This is a genomic window from Pedobacter nutrimenti, assembly GCF_032678445.1.
Taxonomy (GTDB): Bacteria; Bacteroidota; Bacteroidia; order Sphingobacteriales; family Sphingobacteriaceae; genus Pedobacter; species Pedobacter nutrimenti_A.
In genome coordinates this window covers 118,012-135,498 of record NZ_JAVTSQ010000013.1, presented here as the reverse complement: position 1 = coordinate 135,498, position 17,487 = coordinate 118,012, and the positions used below count along the sequence as shown (strand labels likewise).

Below are 17,487 nucleotides of genomic sequence, written 5' to 3'. Positions count from 1 at the left end.
TAACATGAAACTTAAAATATACATCATTCTGGCCATATTGTGTTCAGTGAACCTTACAGGCTGTAAAAAATTTCTGGAAAGAGACAGCCCTACCGCTACAACAGATGATAAGTTCTGGAAACTAGAAAGCGATTTAAGAGGCAATTTGGACGGTATTTATGGAGGTTTACCATCTGGCGCATTAAACTATGGTATACCCTACTTTAGCTGGATGCCGTTAGAAGGCCTCTCAGATAATATGGTTTTTAAAGCAAATTATCTGGGCGATGTAAATTCCGCACCTTTAGGCTTAACGACAAGCTCCAGCGGCATTTACGACAACTATTACAGAACTTCCTATTCCTACATCAGAAAGGCTTCCAGGTTTCTACAACTTTACAGTACGGCTTATGTACAAGACCCAAAAATAAAAGAACGTTACGCAGCTGAGGCAAGATCGTTAAGAGCCTTTTACCATTTAATATTATGGCTTTATTATGGTCCAATACCTATTGTAAATCATCCGCTTAGTGCCACCGATGCAAACCCTCCCAGGTCTACGCAGGATGATGTGATTAAATTTGTAAGCAGCGAATTATTGGCAGCTATACCCAATTTACCCGATAGCTATACAGAAAATGACAACTACAGATTTAGCAAAGGTACCTGCTATTCTTTGCTTTCTATATTATATCTAAATGCAAAAGATTATCCGAAAGCCATACAGTACTCAAAAATGGTTATGGATAATAAGGCCCAATATGGTTACGATTTGCATAAAGCAGCTGCCGCTGGCGTGAATAGCTACGCAGATTTATTTTCCTATAATGGAATTACCTCCAAAGAGCGCATTATATTCAGAAAAGGCGCAAACCCAGAGGCATTTTTCAGGCAGGCATCCAGAAGTTTAAGTGGACAGGCTGTTACATCACCCACCGGATCATTTGTAAACACCTTTGAAACCAGGCAAGGAAAAACAATCCAGGAACTTGGAGCAGATAGTCTGGCTATTTATACCAAACAGCCCACCTATCATAACAATAGAGACCCAAGGCTTACCACAAGCGTTTTAGTTCCGAACGAAGTTTTTTTAGGCAAAAACTTTAACCCATTTGACCCATCCGCAAGTAATTCAGACAGAATAGGCCAGACATTTGCCACTCAAACAGGGTTTCTGTCTAAAAAATATGTCGACCCAAGTGATATCAGCAGGCCTTATAGTGGTGGTTTGGGCTTTTTTGTCATTAGATATGCAGAGATTGTTTTGAACTACGCAGAAGCCCTGATTGAAAACGGCGATGATCAAAATCCGGATGTTTTGACCAGTATCAATTTGATCCGCAATCGCGCAGGTATGCCAGATGCTACAGCTGCCCAATACAACACACAAGAAAAACTCAGAGCGCTCTTAAGAAGAGAAAGGCGAGTAGAATTTGGACTGGAAGGCAAAAGAATATTTGACATCCACAGGTGGAAAATTGGAGAGCAGACTTTAAATGGTCCGGTTTATGGCGCATACGATCCCAATTCACAAAGCCCGTTTTTAACCGAAACCAGAAGGTTTTTAACAAACCGAGATTATTTGTGGCCAATACCTCAGGCCGAGATGAATGCAAACCCCAATATGGTACAAAATCCTGGCTGGTAGTTTAATATTGCTCCCGGTTGGGGATGAGGCCAGAGGTCTCACTCTAACCGGGAGCTATTCTGGGATTAATTTTTTAGATATGAAAAGCATTAAATCAAAATTTATAGTCATTATAGCCTGTGTGATACTTTTTGCCTGTAAAAAAAGCAAAAGCGCACCCATGTCAGTTGATGGCGGAAAAAATGAAAATATTGAAAATACTGGTCCTGTCGGCGATCCCGTTGTTTTAAGCTCATTTGAAATAGGGGCATACCTTCCATATTGGGGCATAAGCACATACCAGAAATATGCTTACAAGAATATTACCACTTTATATATCATTTCGACGATTTCAAAGGCATCTGTTCAAAACAATAAAGGGTTAATTTTTGCCGACGACGACTCCTCCCCAACAGCCTACAATCAACCGGATTTGATAGAGATTCTAAAGTACATTAGAATTGATAATCCTAATATTAAGGTGGTATTATCAATTTCAGATATGCATACAACAGCTAACGGCAGGACGGAGTCCACGACACTATTTAGTCGTACTGGCAGTGCAAAAACTGTAGAATATCTGATGAAGAACTATGTAGATAAGTTTGGTTTTGATGGTATTGATGTAGATATCGAGGACGAATCATTGGCTATTCTTGGAACAGATTATTCCCTTTTTATCAAAGATTTAGCTGCTGCCTTGCACAATGGGCCAGCAAGAGGAAAAAGAAAGCTTTGCACCGTTGCATTGAATGCATATGATTTCACAAAAAACATAAACTCTAATCTATATGATAATGTCGATTTGATAGGAGTTATGGATTATGGACAAGAAAAAATGGATGCTTTAAAACCCGGAACTCCCAGAGATCTGATCAGGGAAGGGAATGATTGGTCTGCGAAAGTCTCCAAGAGTAAATTATCTTTTGGTTTGGGCTTTTGGTCCTCCCATGTTTCCGAAGATGGTCAGTCTGCTGGTGATGGCTGGGATTATGCACGTATATTAAGTGCTGCTTCCACCGATTCTACTTTTGTACCTTACTTAACAACTTATTTTAATGACCTGGCAAAACCTGGGTATATCCTTCGTTACAATGGATTGTACGAAACGCGGAGGAAAGCAGAATATGTTAAAAACAATGGATTTAAAGGGATTTTTGCATGGGATATTACCAAAGATTCAACTGATCCAGACTATGCAAGATATTCTTTGCTGGGAATGTTGAAAAACTGGAATAACAATCCTTCTAAATACGCTCCTTTAAAAGCTGTAACACTACAGGACTACTATAGCTCTGCTCAAAATATTGAAGCCAAATTTCACGATTTGAATGTTTCGACTACAAATTGGGTTGGTGTTTATGAATTAAAAACCGGAATGTCAACGGGCTATGTTCAGTACCTTCAAAATACCAGTTCCGGAAGTTTTACCATTCCATCCACATTAGTTCAAACTTTAATATCAGGTAAGCTCTATATCCTTAAGCTCTACAACGGAGCAAATGGGGTAGAAACAACCTTGCTGGGTACAAGTCATCCATTTTATAAACTCTAAGGATGAACAGAAAGCAACTCCCAATACAAACCCATAATTGATAAATTACTTGGACAAGTAAAAAAGAATGATAATATACTTTAAGCAACAGATAATATAAGTCCAAAAGTATTGTCCAACAAATTGTATTTTCACCCCTCAGATAAAATAAATGAAAAAGATCTTTGCCCTGTCAGCCTTAATTACATTGTTTTGTGTAAACACACGTGCACAAAACAATGTAATTAAGCTGCAAAACACCATTTCTATAGCGCCAAACGACAGCAAGGCTACCATCATAGCCAAAGCGACTCATGTAGTCCCTACAAAAAATCAGCTTGATGCTTTAAAGAACGAGTTTATTGCCTTTATACATTTTGGCCCCAATACCTTTACACAGGTAGAATGGGGAAATGGTGTCGAAGATCCCAAAGTATTTGACTTAAAAGAATTGCACACCGACCAATGGTGCCAGGCTATGAAAACGGCAGGCATTAAAATGGTTCTTCTAACCGTAAAACACCATGACGGCTTTGTACTTTGGCAAAGCAGATATACCAAACACGGAATCATGTCCACGGGCTTTGAAAATGGCAAAGGTGATATATTAAAAGACCTCTCGGCTTCCTGTAAAAAGTATGGATTGAAATTAGGTATTTACTTGTCTCCTGCAGATTTGTTCCAGGTAGAAAGTCCAACTGGCTTATACGGCAATTTAAGTAAAGTTTCCAAACGTACCATCCCACGTCCAGTAGCGGGAAGGCCGTTTGGAAACAAAACTAAATTCGAATTTGAAGTTGACGACTATAATGAATATTTCCTTAACCAGCTCTTTGAGGTACTCACAGAGTATGGACCAGTGTATGAGGTTTGGTTTGATGGTGCAAATCCCAAATCCAAAGGCGGGCAAAAGTACAATTATGCAGCCTGGAAGAAACTGATCCATTCCCTGGCACCTAAAGCCGTTATTTTTGGAAGAGAAGATATCCGCTGGTGCGGTAACGAATCAGGCGGCACGCGCGAAACCGAATGGAACGTAATCCCGTACTCCGAAAATCCAGATACAGCAAGCCATTTCCCAGACTTAACAGCCAAATCTTTAGGCAGCCGGGAAGACTTATACAAAGGGAAATACCTGCACTACCAGCAGGCCGAAACCAATACTTCCATAAGAGAAGGCTGGTTTTACCGGGATGATGAAAAACAAAAAGTACGCAGTGCCGATGATGTTTTTGACATTTACGAAAGAGCAGTAGGTGGTAACTCTACATTTTTGCTCAACATTCCTCCAAACCGCCAGGGAAAATTCTCTGACGAAGATGTAAAAGTGCTGAACGAAACAGGAAAGCGCATTTCAGAAACCTACGGGCAAAATTTATTTGCCAAAGCCACCAAACAAAATCAAAAAAACATCACCATTACCACCAGCAAACCTGTTACTATCAACAGAATTGTGTTGCAGGAAGACATAGCCAACACTGGTGAACGTGTAGAAAAACATGTTGTCGAGGCCTGGATAGACAATAAATGGCAAAAAATTACCTCAGCAACAAATATTGGCTATAAACGCATTCTACGTTTTCCAGAAGTTAAAGCCTCAAAATTCAGACTAGTCATTCTATCATCCAGGGCAACCCCTTTAATTGCTACCATAGGAGCCTATTATTACCGTACAAGGCCCCCTCAACTGGCGCTTAACAGAGATATCAATGGTTTGTTAACCATATCAGCAAAAGCAGAAGATTTTGGATGGAAACCACATGGAGAAAATGCCACTGCCAATCTGAACAAAGGAACCGAAATATATTATACGGTAAATGGCACTGAACCCACAGTCTCCTCTAAAAAATATACCGGCCCGGTACAAATCACCAATGGCGAGGTAAAAGCTGTATCGATCGCTAATAAAGAAAAAGGCCCCATTGCAATAGAGACATTTGGTATTGTTAAGAAAGACTGGAAATTATTAGACGCAGACAGCCCAACAAATGCACATAAAAAGAATATGGCTTTCGATGCCAATCCTCAAAGCTACTGGCTGTCTGAGGCACCTGATCTGCAGCACAAGATTGCTATAGATCTTGGCCACGTACACAATTTAACAGGATTTATTTATACACCACCTAAACAATTTGCAGAAGGTATGATGCAAAAAAGCATTATACAAATCAGCAACGATGGCAAAAATTGGCAAACAGTAGAAAATGTTGAATTTGGAAACCTTGTCAATGATCCAACACCAAGAACCCATTACTTTAAAAAAGCAGTTTCAACCAGATACGTGCAAGTACAGGCTATTGCCATTGAAGCAAATAAAAAACAACTGGCCATAGCAGAACTAGACTTCCTTGAAAAATAAAAACAGATGAAAAAACACTTTAGTCTTGCTTTTCTTTCTCTTTTGGCCATATCATTACACGCCAACATACGTCTGCCAAACATACTGGGCAGTAACATGGTATTGCAACAAAAATCAACAACCAAACTATGGGGTTGGGCTGCGCCTGACGAAAAAATAAAAATTACCACATCCTGGAATAATAAAACCATTGAAACATCGGCTGATGGAAATGCCAACTGGAAAACTGACATAGAAACACCACAAGCAGGCGGCCCTTATACCATCACCCTGCAAGGTCAAAATAAAATTATACTCAACAACATTCTGATCGGAGAAGTATGGGTATGTAGTGGCCAGTCAAATATGGAGAGAAATTACTACACCGGAATTCGGAGTATTAAAGAAGAATTTGAGCAGTTGAGCAAGCTAAACATCAGACTTTTCAATATGCCTAAAATAACTTCAAAAACACCCCAGGATGATTGCAGTGGCAGCTGGACAACGTGCGATAGCAATGTTGTCAAAGCATTCAGCGCTGTGGCCTATTATTTTGGGAAAGCCCTGAACAAAGATTTAGATGTCCCCATAGGTCTTATTGCCAGCAGTTGGGGTGGTACGCCAGCCGAAGTTTGGACACCAGAAAATTTGGTAGAAAACAATGCATTACTAAAAGAAGCAGCGCAAAAAAATGCACCTACGCCATGGTGGCCGGTAAATGCTGGATTTACCTATAATGCCATGATTTACCCTATTGTTAATTACAATATTGCAGGAGCCATCTGGTACCAGGGAGAAAGTAATAGAGATACCCCCTCAAGCTATACGGAGTTAATGAACACCATGATAACCGCCTGGCGTAAAGCATGGAATAAGGATTTTCCATTTTACTATGTGCAGATAGCCCCCTACAAATACAATAAACACAATGTAGCTGCCTTGGTAAGAGAAGCCCAAACCAGAAGTCTTGCCACAGAAAAAACAGGAATGGTGGTCATTTCCGATCTGGTTAACGACACCCTGGATATCCATCCCACGAACAAAAAGGATGTAGGTCTTCGGCTGGCTAATTTGGCTTTAGGCGAAACCTATGGTTTAAAAAAAGACAGTTATAAAAGTCCGCTTTTAAAATCTTTCAAAGTAAATGGTAGTGACGTGGTGGTTGACTTCGATTATGCAGAGACAGGTTTAATTATTAAAGGAAAAATGCCAAAAGAAATTTTCATAGCTGGGGCAGATAAGATCTTTTATCCTGCCCTGGTTAAAATAAAAGGAAACACCATCATTGTTTCCAGTAAAGAGGTAAAAATACCTGTTGCTGTCCGTTATCAATTTAGCAATACAGGGATAGGCAATATTTTTGGACGCACAGGTTTACCTGTTGCTCCTTTCAGGACGGATAACTGGAATGTGGATACCAGTAAAATAAAATAAGACCAGCCCCGGATAAAAAATACTGCGCTCTTCAACTTTTGAAGAGCGCATTTATTTTTTTATCTTTACATTAGACCACAATTCAGACAGCACGGCTCTGAATCATAACATGATACCAACAAAGCTAGAAGAGATTTTTAATGACGAAAAAGCACTATTGCACCAGATTTCAACTGGTGACACCAAGGCTTTCAGCATTATTTTTCATCGTTATAGCCCCAAAGTCTACCACTACGCCTTAAAAATTGTCAAATCAGAGAGCCTTGCCGAAGAAATCGCACAGGAAGTATTTGTAAAGATCTGGAACCAGGAAGAACACCTCACCCAGATTGAAAACCTGGATGCCTATCTGAGGGTCCTGACCAGAAACCATACCTTAAAAGTATTGCGCAGAATGGCATTGGAAGTTAGAACCAGCAAAATGTTGGCCACGAACTACAAGGAAGATCATAACGAAACCGAGGAGTACATTATATTTAAAGATTCAGAAAAGATCTTAAATCAGGCCATAGAGAAATTACCCGCACAACAAAAGCTGGTTTACACCCTTTGTCATCAGGAAGGGTTGAAATATGAAGAAGTTGCGGAAAAGCTAAACATCTCTAAACTCACCGTAAAAACGCATATGCAGCATGCCTTGCGCTTTCTGCGAAATTACGTCAGCACACATACCGATATTGCAATCGTAGTTATCCTGATGACCTTGTTGGCCGAAAAACATTAATTATTTTTTTTCAATTCCATTACTCCTGTCTCCCTTGCCAGGGGTCTTTACAATAAAGGGAGCCTAAACAACACACCTATGAATTCAAGATTAGCCAGTTTATACCAGCGATACATTGAAAACACCTGCACCAAGGAGGAGCGGGAGGAATTTCTATCTCTGGTCGCTGAAAATCAGGAAAACGGCGACATCACAAGCTTAATGGACGACACATGGAATAAAATCAAAACAGACGATCTTTTATTTCCGAAAGCAGACCATGTGCTGCAAAGCATAATATCCACTCCTCAAAAACCTGTTGTTAAAAAAATCTCCTGGTACCGTTACGCAGCAGCGGCAGCAGTTCTTTTCCTTATCGGCGCGACCCTTTTCTACTATAATAGCCATCACGTCATCCTGAATTCATTTCAGAATTCAGGGCTAGTTAAGAACACGATCAAAGCCGGTCAAAATAAAGCAACCCTAACACTTGCCAATGGAAAAGTGATCAATCTTGACAGCACTACAAATGGAGAAATTGCCGAACAAACCGGCATCACCATTACCAAAACAGAAAAAGGGCAACTCGTCTACAATGTTACTGAGTCGGCGAAAAAAGAAAAAACTGCATCTGCAAAAATAGCCTACAATACCATAACTACACCTCGTGGAGGACAATACCAGATCAATTTACCAGATGGAAGTAAAATCTGGCTTAATGCATCCTCCTCTTTAAAATACCCAACCCTATTCAGCAAGAATGAACGCAAAGTTGAATTATCAGGAGAGGCTTATTTTGAAGTAGCTAAGATGACCTTCAAAGAAGCAGGCCATAAAAATGTACGTATGCCTTTCATTGTCGTAACCAGCAAACAACAAGTTGAAGTACTTGGTACTCACTTTAACATCAACAGTTATGAAGACGAAGCGATAACCAAAACAACATTACTAGAAGGCGCAGTACGGGTTTCACAAGTTGGCTCCCGGAAAACCGTAAATCTACTTCCAGGTCTGCAATCCGTCTTAAACAACAATAACCTGAGCACCCGCGCGGTAGATACTGACGAAGCTGTAGCCTGGAAAAACGGATACTTTCAATTCAATGAATCAGATCTTGGCAGTATCATGAGACAATTATCGCGCTGGTACAACATCGAAATCATTTTCAAAGACAACAAAAAAGCCGACGAACTTTTTCACTTCAAAGCTTCCAGAAACCTGGAACTGAACGAAATGGTTAAAATATTTGAACTCAATGGAATTAAACTAAAAATAGAAAGGAGAACACTTATAGTAGAACCATAACCAACCTCATTTAGCCTTTAATAAAAAAACCGGAAGTGTTACGACCACTCCCGGATAAGTTTAAAGGTTAAATAAAAGATCAATCCTGAAAGACCATATCAATTATCAACCAAATCGAAACAAACCACAAACTCCTTAAGCGGGGATAAGGCTTGCTGCGACTAAACCAAACAAATATGAATAAAATTTTAGACACATTAAGGGTCATGAAATTAATTGTATGCTTACTCATTATCAGTTTCCAGGCCAGTGCTGTTGCTTTTAGCCAAAGCATTACGCTCAATGAAAGAAATGCAAGCCTGGAAAGCGTGATCAAAAAGATAGAACTGCAGAGCGGTTACTCCTTTTTTTACAAAATTGACCTGCTCAGAAAGAACGCCTCAAAAATAAACCTGCTTGTAAAAAACGCCACCGTTGATCAGGCTTTGGAGCAAACCCTCAGCAAACAGCCCCTTACCTATATCATTGTAAACCGCAATGTGATCATTAAGGAGAAGCAAGCCGATAATGAAGAAAAAAAAATCCCTGAAGTTAAACGACCTGTTAAGGGACGTGTTACAGATGGTAAAGCACCCCTTCCGGGAGTCTCCGTAAGAATTGACGGAACCAATATCGCCACCATGACCGATGGCAACGGAAACTTCAATCTTGACTTGACACCAGGAACCTATCGCATTGTATTTAGCTCTATCGGGTTTGAAAGCAAACGGATCGAGAAAACAGTAATCAACGGAGACAATGAAGAGTTAAATATTGTACTCAACGCCACTATTGCACAATTACAAGAAGCAGTGGTGATGGGCTATACCACAAAAAAAGCCAGCGAGATCACTGGTTCCCTCCAAACCTTCAATTCCCGCGAGCTGGAAGGCGTTACCTCCAATAACCTGATCTCCCAGCTCAAAGGAAAAATTGCCGGGATGTACATTACAGAACCCTCCGGCGATCCCAATAGCAAAGCTTCGTTCGTAGTCCGTGGACAAGGAACCTTACCCATTGATGCAGCCAACGTACGCGTAACCAATAACCTGAATCCTTTGGTTGTCATAGACGGAATTATCTATTCAGATGTGATGTACCCAAGTGATATTGTATCATCAACAGATATTGAAACGGTAACCCTGTTAAAAGATGCAGCATCTACAGCTATATTTGGTTCACGTGCCAGTCAGGGTGTATTGGTCATTACCACCAAAAAAGGTGTTTCCGGTCAATCCCAGCTCAACATCAACAGCAGCATCGGAATGAGCCAAAGATACCTGGGTAAAATTCAGTTTATGAGCAGCCAGGAGCTGTATGATTATCAGCGCCAGATGCTCCTGAACTCTTTTGCCATTAAAACAGAAAACTTAACCCAAGACGCTTATTTAGCTAAATATTTGCCACCAGCATCTGTACTGGGAACCAATACAAACTGGAACGATCTGCTTTACCGCAACGGCTTAACCAAAACTTTAGACATGTCTTTGTCTGGCGGAAACGAAAAAACACGTTACTATTTTGGTGCCAACAACTATGATGAACAAGGGCCATTAAAGAATAATGACCTAAAAAGAAACAGCTTTAAACTCAATCTGGACCACAGCATTACCAGTAAATTGAGTTTCAATGCAAACCTCGGCGCCATTTTCGATAAAGGCGATGCCAATCAGGTCACCGGTTCTCCTACACTCCTGCCATGGTATACCCCAAACAATCCGGATGGAACACCGAAAAAAATAATGGGCTCCGACGCACTCGGCTCTCCAAGTCAAAATCCACTTTATGACTTGCCCTACAATTCCACCATTACCAATACCCAACAAGTCCTTGGCGTGTTTTCTGCAAAATACAAAATGTACGACTGGTTAACCCTGTCCTCCAATAACTCCTACAACACGACCTATATCACAACCAATACTTATCAAGACCGCCTTTCCATTAGCGGAGCAGCTAATAAAGGTAGTTTGATTCAACGAAAAGGTAACTCTTATTCTTTCCTGACCTCAAACCTCCTCACCGCACACAAACAATTCGGTCTGAGCTCTGTAGGTGGCATAGGTGGCTTTGAATACAACAAGGGCGGCAACGAATACAATACCCTCGCCGTTAGAAACATGCCAACAGGGATTAAAGTCCCGGCCGCAGCTTCCGAAGCCTGGAATACCCTTTCAGGAAAATCTTTCAATGGTGAAAAATTTGTAAGAGGATCTTATTCTCTGTTTACCCAAGGAGATTACAATTACGACGAGCGCTATTTTGCAAACGCATCCTACAGGATGGACTACTCGACCAATTTTGGCATCGACAACAGGGCAGGAAACTTCTATTCTTTTAGTGGTGCATGGTTGGCCAGTAATGAGCAATTTTTACGTGGAAACAGATACCTCACCAATTTAAAACTCAGGGCCAGTTACGGAACGAGCGGTAAAATTGCCGGGGAAGACTTCCTGACAGAAAGCTTTTATAATTTTGCCTACCAGTACGCTGGCGATCCTGCAGCGATCATCAACCAGTTGGGAAACAGACAAATTACCTGGGAACGTGCCTATGTAACCAACTTAGGTATTGATCTGGGCTTGTTTAACCGGGTATCGGTTTCAGCAGATTTTTACCGTAAACGCAATACCGATCTGTTGCAAAAAGTAGCTACTTCGTCTTTATTGGGCGTACCTACCCAGTATCAGAACATCGGTGCAATGCTCAACCGTGGAATAGAAATTGTATTAAATTCCAAAAATCTTCAAGGTAAGTTTACCTGGGAAACAGGCTTAAACCTCACCTTCAACACAAACAAAGTTGAGAAATTATACGGTGGTCAGATCCTCTACGGCAATGCGGGCATCATCAAAGAAGGCGACAATATTGCCAGTATTCATGCTGTGAAATGGTTGGGCGTAAATGCTCAAACCGGGATGCCACAATTTGAGCGCCTGGAACGCGATCCGGTGACCAATACCATTACCCGAAAAATTGTAAATACGCTTGACGACGTCACCAAAGGATTAACGGGCAATGATGCCAACATGCAAAACCAATTGATCGGAAATAGCACACCTACGTTTTATGGCGGTTTGCAGAATACTTTCGGATATAAAGGCTTTGAACTATCTGTATTGTTAAACTTTGCAGGAAACTACATGGTATACAACAATGCCAGGTCATCTTACTTCGCGTCTGAGGGAAATAACGTCATTAAGTACAATCAGATCAAACCGGCCGCCGGACAGGTCATCTGGCAAAAACCCGGAGATCAGGCTACCGAACCCATGATTTATCGCAACCGTACAGACGGTGCTGATGGAAGTAGTTCCAGATTTTGGGAAGATGCCAGTCACATCCGGGTACGTAATGTTCGTTTAAGTTATGCTTTACCAACACAGCTCATCAGTGCAATTAAATTAAAAAGAGCAAACATTTACATCAGCGGCGACAACTTGTTCATCTTCACTAAGAAGGGCTTTTATGGCGTAGATCCAGAGGGCGTGTTAGCAGGTGATCCGAACAATTACGGCATAGGTGCCGGCTATGGTGCCAGTCGTAAATATCTTTTAGGTATACAGTTAACCTTTTAATCTTGCAGACAATGAAGAAATACATATTATCCATTTATATAGGTTTTGCAGCAATGATTTTATTTGGCTGCAAAAAAACAATCGACGAAAATATCCGTCCATTTAACGACAAAGCTGACGTAGAGCTATTAGGCACCCTTGATGGTCTCTCTAGTGCCACCAATGGCAATTATGCCTTATTGGTTACTTCCTCAGCCAACGATGCCTCCTACGATGCGAGCTGGTTTAACCTAAGTGAGTTAAAAGGAAACAACCTCTATGCCATAACCCGTGCTTTCCCGCAAACCAGAGATGATGCCTATACCTATGCCAACTCCCCAAGTCAGGGCGCGACCACCAGTTTCTGGCGTGTATCCTACCGCATTATTTCTGGTACCAATAAGATTATTGATGCTGTAAAAGACGGTGAAGACGCGGCACATGATCAAATTAAAGGAGAGAATTATTTCCTTCGTGCCCTGGCCTATTTTAACCTGGTCAGAGCTTATGGTCGCCCATATTACCAAAACAATGGGGATAACCTCGCGGTTCCTCTTTCTTTAAACTCTTTGGTCAATAAAGATTTCCAGCCAAAACGCAATACCGTTAAAGAGGTCTATGCACAAGTCGTTTCGGATTTGGAAAAAGCAGCAGCTTTGATGAATCTACCAAGATCTGGTAACCCGAATTATTATGCAAGCAAAGAAGCTGCATGGGCACTGCTGTCACGTGTTTATCTCTATATGGGTGGTACACCAACAGCACCGCAAAATACATACAACACCAAAGCAGCCGAATATGCAGATAAAGTGATTTCGTCAAATAAATATACCCTGATCAGCGGAACTGCCTATACCAATGCTTTTAACTCGGATAGTAAAACCAATAAAGAATTTATTTTCGACTTCAAACATGACGATGCCAATGGAAACTTCATCAATGAATTTTTAGCACCAAGAGATGTATTTGGCAACCCTTGGCAAGGTGAATATACAGCATCTCCAGACTACATGGTCCTATTGAATCAGAATCCATCAGATTTAAGGATGAGTTTTATCACAGTTGAAACTGACAAAAGAATAACTGCAACCGATAAAAGCAGAAATACAGTAAACAAATACAATTATCAGCAGATTTTTCCACTGGGTGGATTTGATTTCAGTGCAAAAAGCAGAAGTGGAACCTCATACCTCCGTTTAGCAGAGATGTACCTGAACAAGGCAGAAGCTCTAGCTAAGGCAGGCAATACCAACGATGCACTAACTGCCGTTAATGTAGTTAGGACTAGGGCCAATGCTCCGGCATGGACTACTGCTACCCTGGCCACTGCTGGTCTCACCGTATTTCAGGCCGTATTTAACGAGCGCAGACTGGAACTGGCCTGGGAAGGGAATTCATCATTTGACAATTTCCGTAATGGCTTACCATTGACAAGAAGTTATATAGATTATTTTTTCTCTGCGCCTTTAACTATTCAGCCTGATGATAAACGCATTGTTTATCCAATTCCACTGGTAGAACTTCAATTGAACCCAAATCTGCAACAAAACCCACAATAAAGACATGAAAAAATTATTCATCGGACTCAGCTGCCTGGCTGCACTATCTGCCTCCGCCCAAAACCGGGAGATCGCATTTAAGGAAGCCGACTGGAAAACACAGCTGGCCACAGCCAAAAAAGAAAACAAGATCATCTTTTTTGATGCCTATACCTCCTGGTGTGGCCCCTGTAAAATCATGGCCAAAGAAGTCTTTACTAAAGACAGTGTAGCAGATCTCTTTAACAGCACCTTCGTTAATGTTAAATACGACATGGAAAAAGGTGAAGGCCCTGCATTGAAAGATAAATATGAGGTAAGCGCCTTCCCTACCTATTTATTCATCAACGCAGACGGAGAAATCGTACATAAAATTGTTGGCAGCATGTCGGCATCCGAATTTATGCAAGAAGCCGGTAAAGCCCTAAAACCTGAAAGCACCGCATTCGGACTGGCCAAAAAATTTAATGCTGGCGACCACTCCGAAGCTACAGCGGTAGCCTACCTGGATGCTTTGGAGAAAGCCTATGAGGCTGATAAAATGGGCGCTGTAGCCAAAGTATATTTTGATGACCTTCCTGCAACAGCATTGATGGATGAACACAACTGGAACCTGGCCCTCAAATATCTGAACAACCCATCCTCCCAGGCTTTCGCCTATCTCTATGCCAATAAAGGATCATTGGAATCAAAATACGGAGCAGAGAAGGTAAACCCCTATTTCAGAAATACGTTTAGCATGGCTATCTACTCCGTAAAAAGGGCCTATGAAAAGAAAACCGGGCTTAAAGAAGCCAAAGAAAAGGCCGGGGCGATCAGAAAACTTCTGGCCAAAGGCACCAATTATTCCAAACCAATGCTTACCCAGCTCGATCTGATCGAATATGCTGCTGCAGGACAGTGGGACAAATTTACCAGCCGTGTTGATGCTATTTCTAATGACAATGATTTCACTTCAAAGAACTACTTTATCATCGGAGCGGCCAACGATGTAGTGACCGCAGCACCGGCAGCACAATATCCGAATGCACTGAAATGGGCCAATCAGATCGAGAAAGGCAATCCCGATTTGTTTACCACCATCCAACTGGCTGATCTGCGAAAAAGAGTATTTAAAAAACAAGGAAAAACTGCAGAAGCAGAAGTTATGGCAACTAAAGCACAAGACTTGAGAAAAGAAGCCATGCAAAAAGGGCAAATGACGCCTCCAATAATGAAAGACTAATAAAAAAACAGAACAAATAAGAACATGAAAAAACGAGTAATTTTAGCGGTTGTCGCATTATTTATGATGATCAACTGCTTTGCACAAAGTGGTAAGACGGTAACTTTTACCGGTACGGTTAAATTTCCCGATACCGAAAACAAATACCCAATTTATCTGGGCAAATACGAAGGTGAAGGATTTAAAAGAGCCTTTAAAGCAATAGACAGCACAAAAGTAGATGCCAACAATAACTTCTCTTTCAAAGTACCGGCAGACAAACCCGATTTCTATCAGGTACGTGTGTATTACTTTGACCGCATTGATTTTTGGGCAGATAAAGACAATATTCATGTCAATGTACGCGGTATAGACACGGCTAAAATGAAGATCAAAAACCCTCCATACATCTACATGGAGAACACAACGGCTGATAATGATGTGATCAATGACGTAAACCTTGTAGGTTACCTGGACTATCAACAAATGATTGCAGTAGGTCAGGAACAATACAGAGCAGGAAAATCTAAAGATACCGTTTGGATCAACTATATGAAGGATGGTTTTGACCGCATCAATAAAGATCGTGATTACCGCATCAAGTATCTGGTTCACAAATACAGAAATCAACCCACCGTATTGTATGCACTGGGCTACCTGAACCCTAAAAGAGACCGCGAACTGGTGATGTCTACATTAGACAACCTAATCAAAAAATTCCCTAACCTTGACCAGGCCAAAAACAGAAAAAAAGAAATCCTGGATGGCATTGCACAAGAAGAAAAAATTGCCGACGGACAAAAAGCACCTGCTTTTGCTTATCCTGACATCAATGGAAAAAAATGGGGACCTAAAGATTTCAAAGGAAAATACCTGATCATTGATTTCTGGGCATCATGGTGCGGCCCTTGCCGTCAGGAAATTCCACACCTAAAAGAAGTATATGAAAAGTACAAAGACAAAGGCCTGGAAATCTTATCGGTATCTGTGGATGCAAAACCAGCCGACTGGAAAAAGGCAATGGCTGAAGAAAAAATGAGCTGGCCACAAATCAATGCTGTAGAATCTAAACCTGTAATGGCTTCCTATCTGTTTAGCGGAATTCCATACCTGGTTGTTGTAGATAAAGACGGAAAAATCGTAGAGAAAAATGTTCGTGGGGAATCATTGGATAAATCCATGAAAAAAATATTCGGAATGTAATAATTAATTGGCCAGGCTGATATTCCTGGCCATTTCTTCAATCAAATACCTAAAAAAAATGAAAAAGATCATATTAGCCCTGTTACTCCTCACCAGTTTATCTGCAATTAAAGCTAATGCTCAAATGGAAGCTGCCCAAAAAATAAAATGGGACGTAGAAAAAAGTGTAGACATCAATATGCCACTGGAGATGACATGGGGAGTTTTCAGCAACAACGACTTGCTTAAAAAAGCTTCAAATGGTTATGTAAGCGCCATAGAAGTGCTCGATTCGACTCCACCGGTATCCAGAAAGATTGTCTTTTCAAATGGCAGCAGCCGTGTAGAAAATATCACTCAGAATGAACCACACAACAAGCTTATAGCCATAGATTTTGCAGACACCAACCTGCCGAAAGGAATTAAATCGGCAGAGTTTGCTATCTTTTTAAAAGACAAAGATGGCAAAACAAATGTAACATGGAGAGGCATGGTGAAAGGCGATGGAGAAGCAAAAAAAGCTTTAGTTACACAATTAACAGCAGAATTTGACAGCTATGCTGCAGGTTTGGATAAGATGACGAAAAAATCAATTCCCGCTACCAAAATGAATTAATAAACAGATCCCAGGTAAAATAAAGAAGCCCATCAGGTTTTAAAAGTACAGTAATTGTCTTTTAAAACCTGATGTTTTTTTAGTAACCAAACTCCTCATCCAACAATCTCAACACCCGACCAATAACACCCGAACCCGCATGGCTGTACTCTGCACCACCTGCTTATACTTCGTCGTTAAACTATTAGGTGAAATACACCTTATTCATTAGCTTAAAAAAGTAAACCAATGCATCCACGGAAAACAACACCCGGATTCTGGGATTGCTTTCTGATTTAGGCAAAGAGGCTACTGTCTCTTTTGCCCAGTTAAAGAACCCCACATACCGGGCATCAATGTGCTCGAGCAATTGCTCCAAACAAATCCCCTGCAGCAGCGTACAACTCAACACAACTGACCGGGACCTTCTGATAGATTTAGTTTTAAAACTGCCTTTATAGCGTTTCTATAGCCAGGCTACTGCGATAATATGCCCTTATAGGCATTTCCTTAAG

General features: G+C 41.0%; 11 protein-coding genes. All 11 read left to right on the top strand.

From position 1 onward, the window contains the following. Positions 1 to 4: 4 nt before the first annotated feature. The 11 genes from R2S08_RS23015 to R2S08_RS22965 all read left to right on the top strand — a co-directional run bounded on the left by R2S08_RS23015 (position 5) and on the right by R2S08_RS22965 (position 16,993). Positions 5 to 1,627: a RagB/SusD family nutrient uptake outer membrane protein gene (locus tag R2S08_RS23015; protein ID WP_316837354.1), complete on the top strand. Its 1,623-nt coding sequence runs from the start codon at positions 5 to 7 to the stop codon at positions 1,625 to 1,627. Between the two features lie 79 nt (positions 1,628 to 1,706). Beyond that, positions 1,707 to 3,161 (top strand): glycoside hydrolase family 18 protein, encoded by a 1,455-nt coding sequence (locus tag R2S08_RS23010; RefSeq protein ID WP_316837353.1) that lies wholly within the window; start codon positions 1,707 to 1,709, stop codon positions 3,159 to 3,161. Positions 3,162 to 3,312: 151 nt separating this feature from the next. Next, entirely contained in the window at positions 3,313 to 5,499 is a 2,187-nt protein-coding gene (locus R2S08_RS23005; RefSeq protein WP_316837352.1) for an alpha-L-fucosidase, read from the top strand. A 6-nt stretch (positions 5,500 to 5,505) separates the two neighbouring features. Beyond that, positions 5,506 to 6,912 (top strand): sialate O-acetylesterase, encoded by a 1,407-nt coding sequence (locus R2S08_RS23000; protein WP_316837351.1) that lies wholly within the window; start codon positions 5,506 to 5,508, stop codon positions 6,910 to 6,912. A gap of 109 nt (positions 6,913 to 7,021) precedes the next feature. After that, complete coding sequence (locus R2S08_RS22995) at positions 7,022 to 7,636, top strand: RNA polymerase sigma-70 factor (protein WP_316837350.1); 615 nt, start codon at positions 7,022 to 7,024, stop codon at positions 7,634 to 7,636. A gap of 78 nt (positions 7,637 to 7,714) precedes the next feature. Continuing rightward, entirely contained in the window at positions 7,715 to 8,920 is a 1,206-nt protein-coding gene (locus tag R2S08_RS22990; protein WP_316837349.1) for a FecR family protein, read from the top strand. Between the two features lie 176 nt (positions 8,921 to 9,096). Continuing rightward, complete coding sequence (locus R2S08_RS22985; RefSeq protein WP_316837348.1) at positions 9,097 to 12,474, top strand: SusC/RagA family TonB-linked outer membrane protein; 3,378 nt, start codon at positions 9,097 to 9,099, stop codon at positions 12,472 to 12,474. A gap of 11 nt (positions 12,475 to 12,485) precedes the next feature. After that, on the top strand, positions 12,486 to 14,012 hold the full coding sequence (locus tag R2S08_RS22980) for a RagB/SusD family nutrient uptake outer membrane protein (RefSeq protein ID WP_316837347.1): 1,527 nt from the start codon (positions 12,486 to 12,488) through the stop codon (positions 14,010 to 14,012). A 4-nt stretch (positions 14,013 to 14,016) separates the two neighbouring features. Then, complete coding sequence (locus R2S08_RS22975) at positions 14,017 to 15,216, top strand: thioredoxin family protein (protein ID WP_316837346.1); 1,200 nt, start codon at positions 14,017 to 14,019, stop codon at positions 15,214 to 15,216. A gap of 24 nt (positions 15,217 to 15,240) precedes the next feature. Next, positions 15,241 to 16,398: a TlpA disulfide reductase family protein gene (locus R2S08_RS22970; RefSeq protein ID WP_316837345.1), complete on the top strand. Its 1,158-nt coding sequence runs from the start codon at positions 15,241 to 15,243 to the stop codon at positions 16,396 to 16,398. A 58-nt stretch (positions 16,399 to 16,456) separates the two neighbouring features. After that, positions 16,457 to 16,993, top strand: coding sequence for an SRPBCC family protein (locus tag R2S08_RS22965; RefSeq protein WP_316837344.1), 537 nt, complete (start codon positions 16,457 to 16,459; stop codon positions 16,991 to 16,993). Positions 16,994 to 17,487: the final 494 nt, after the last annotated feature.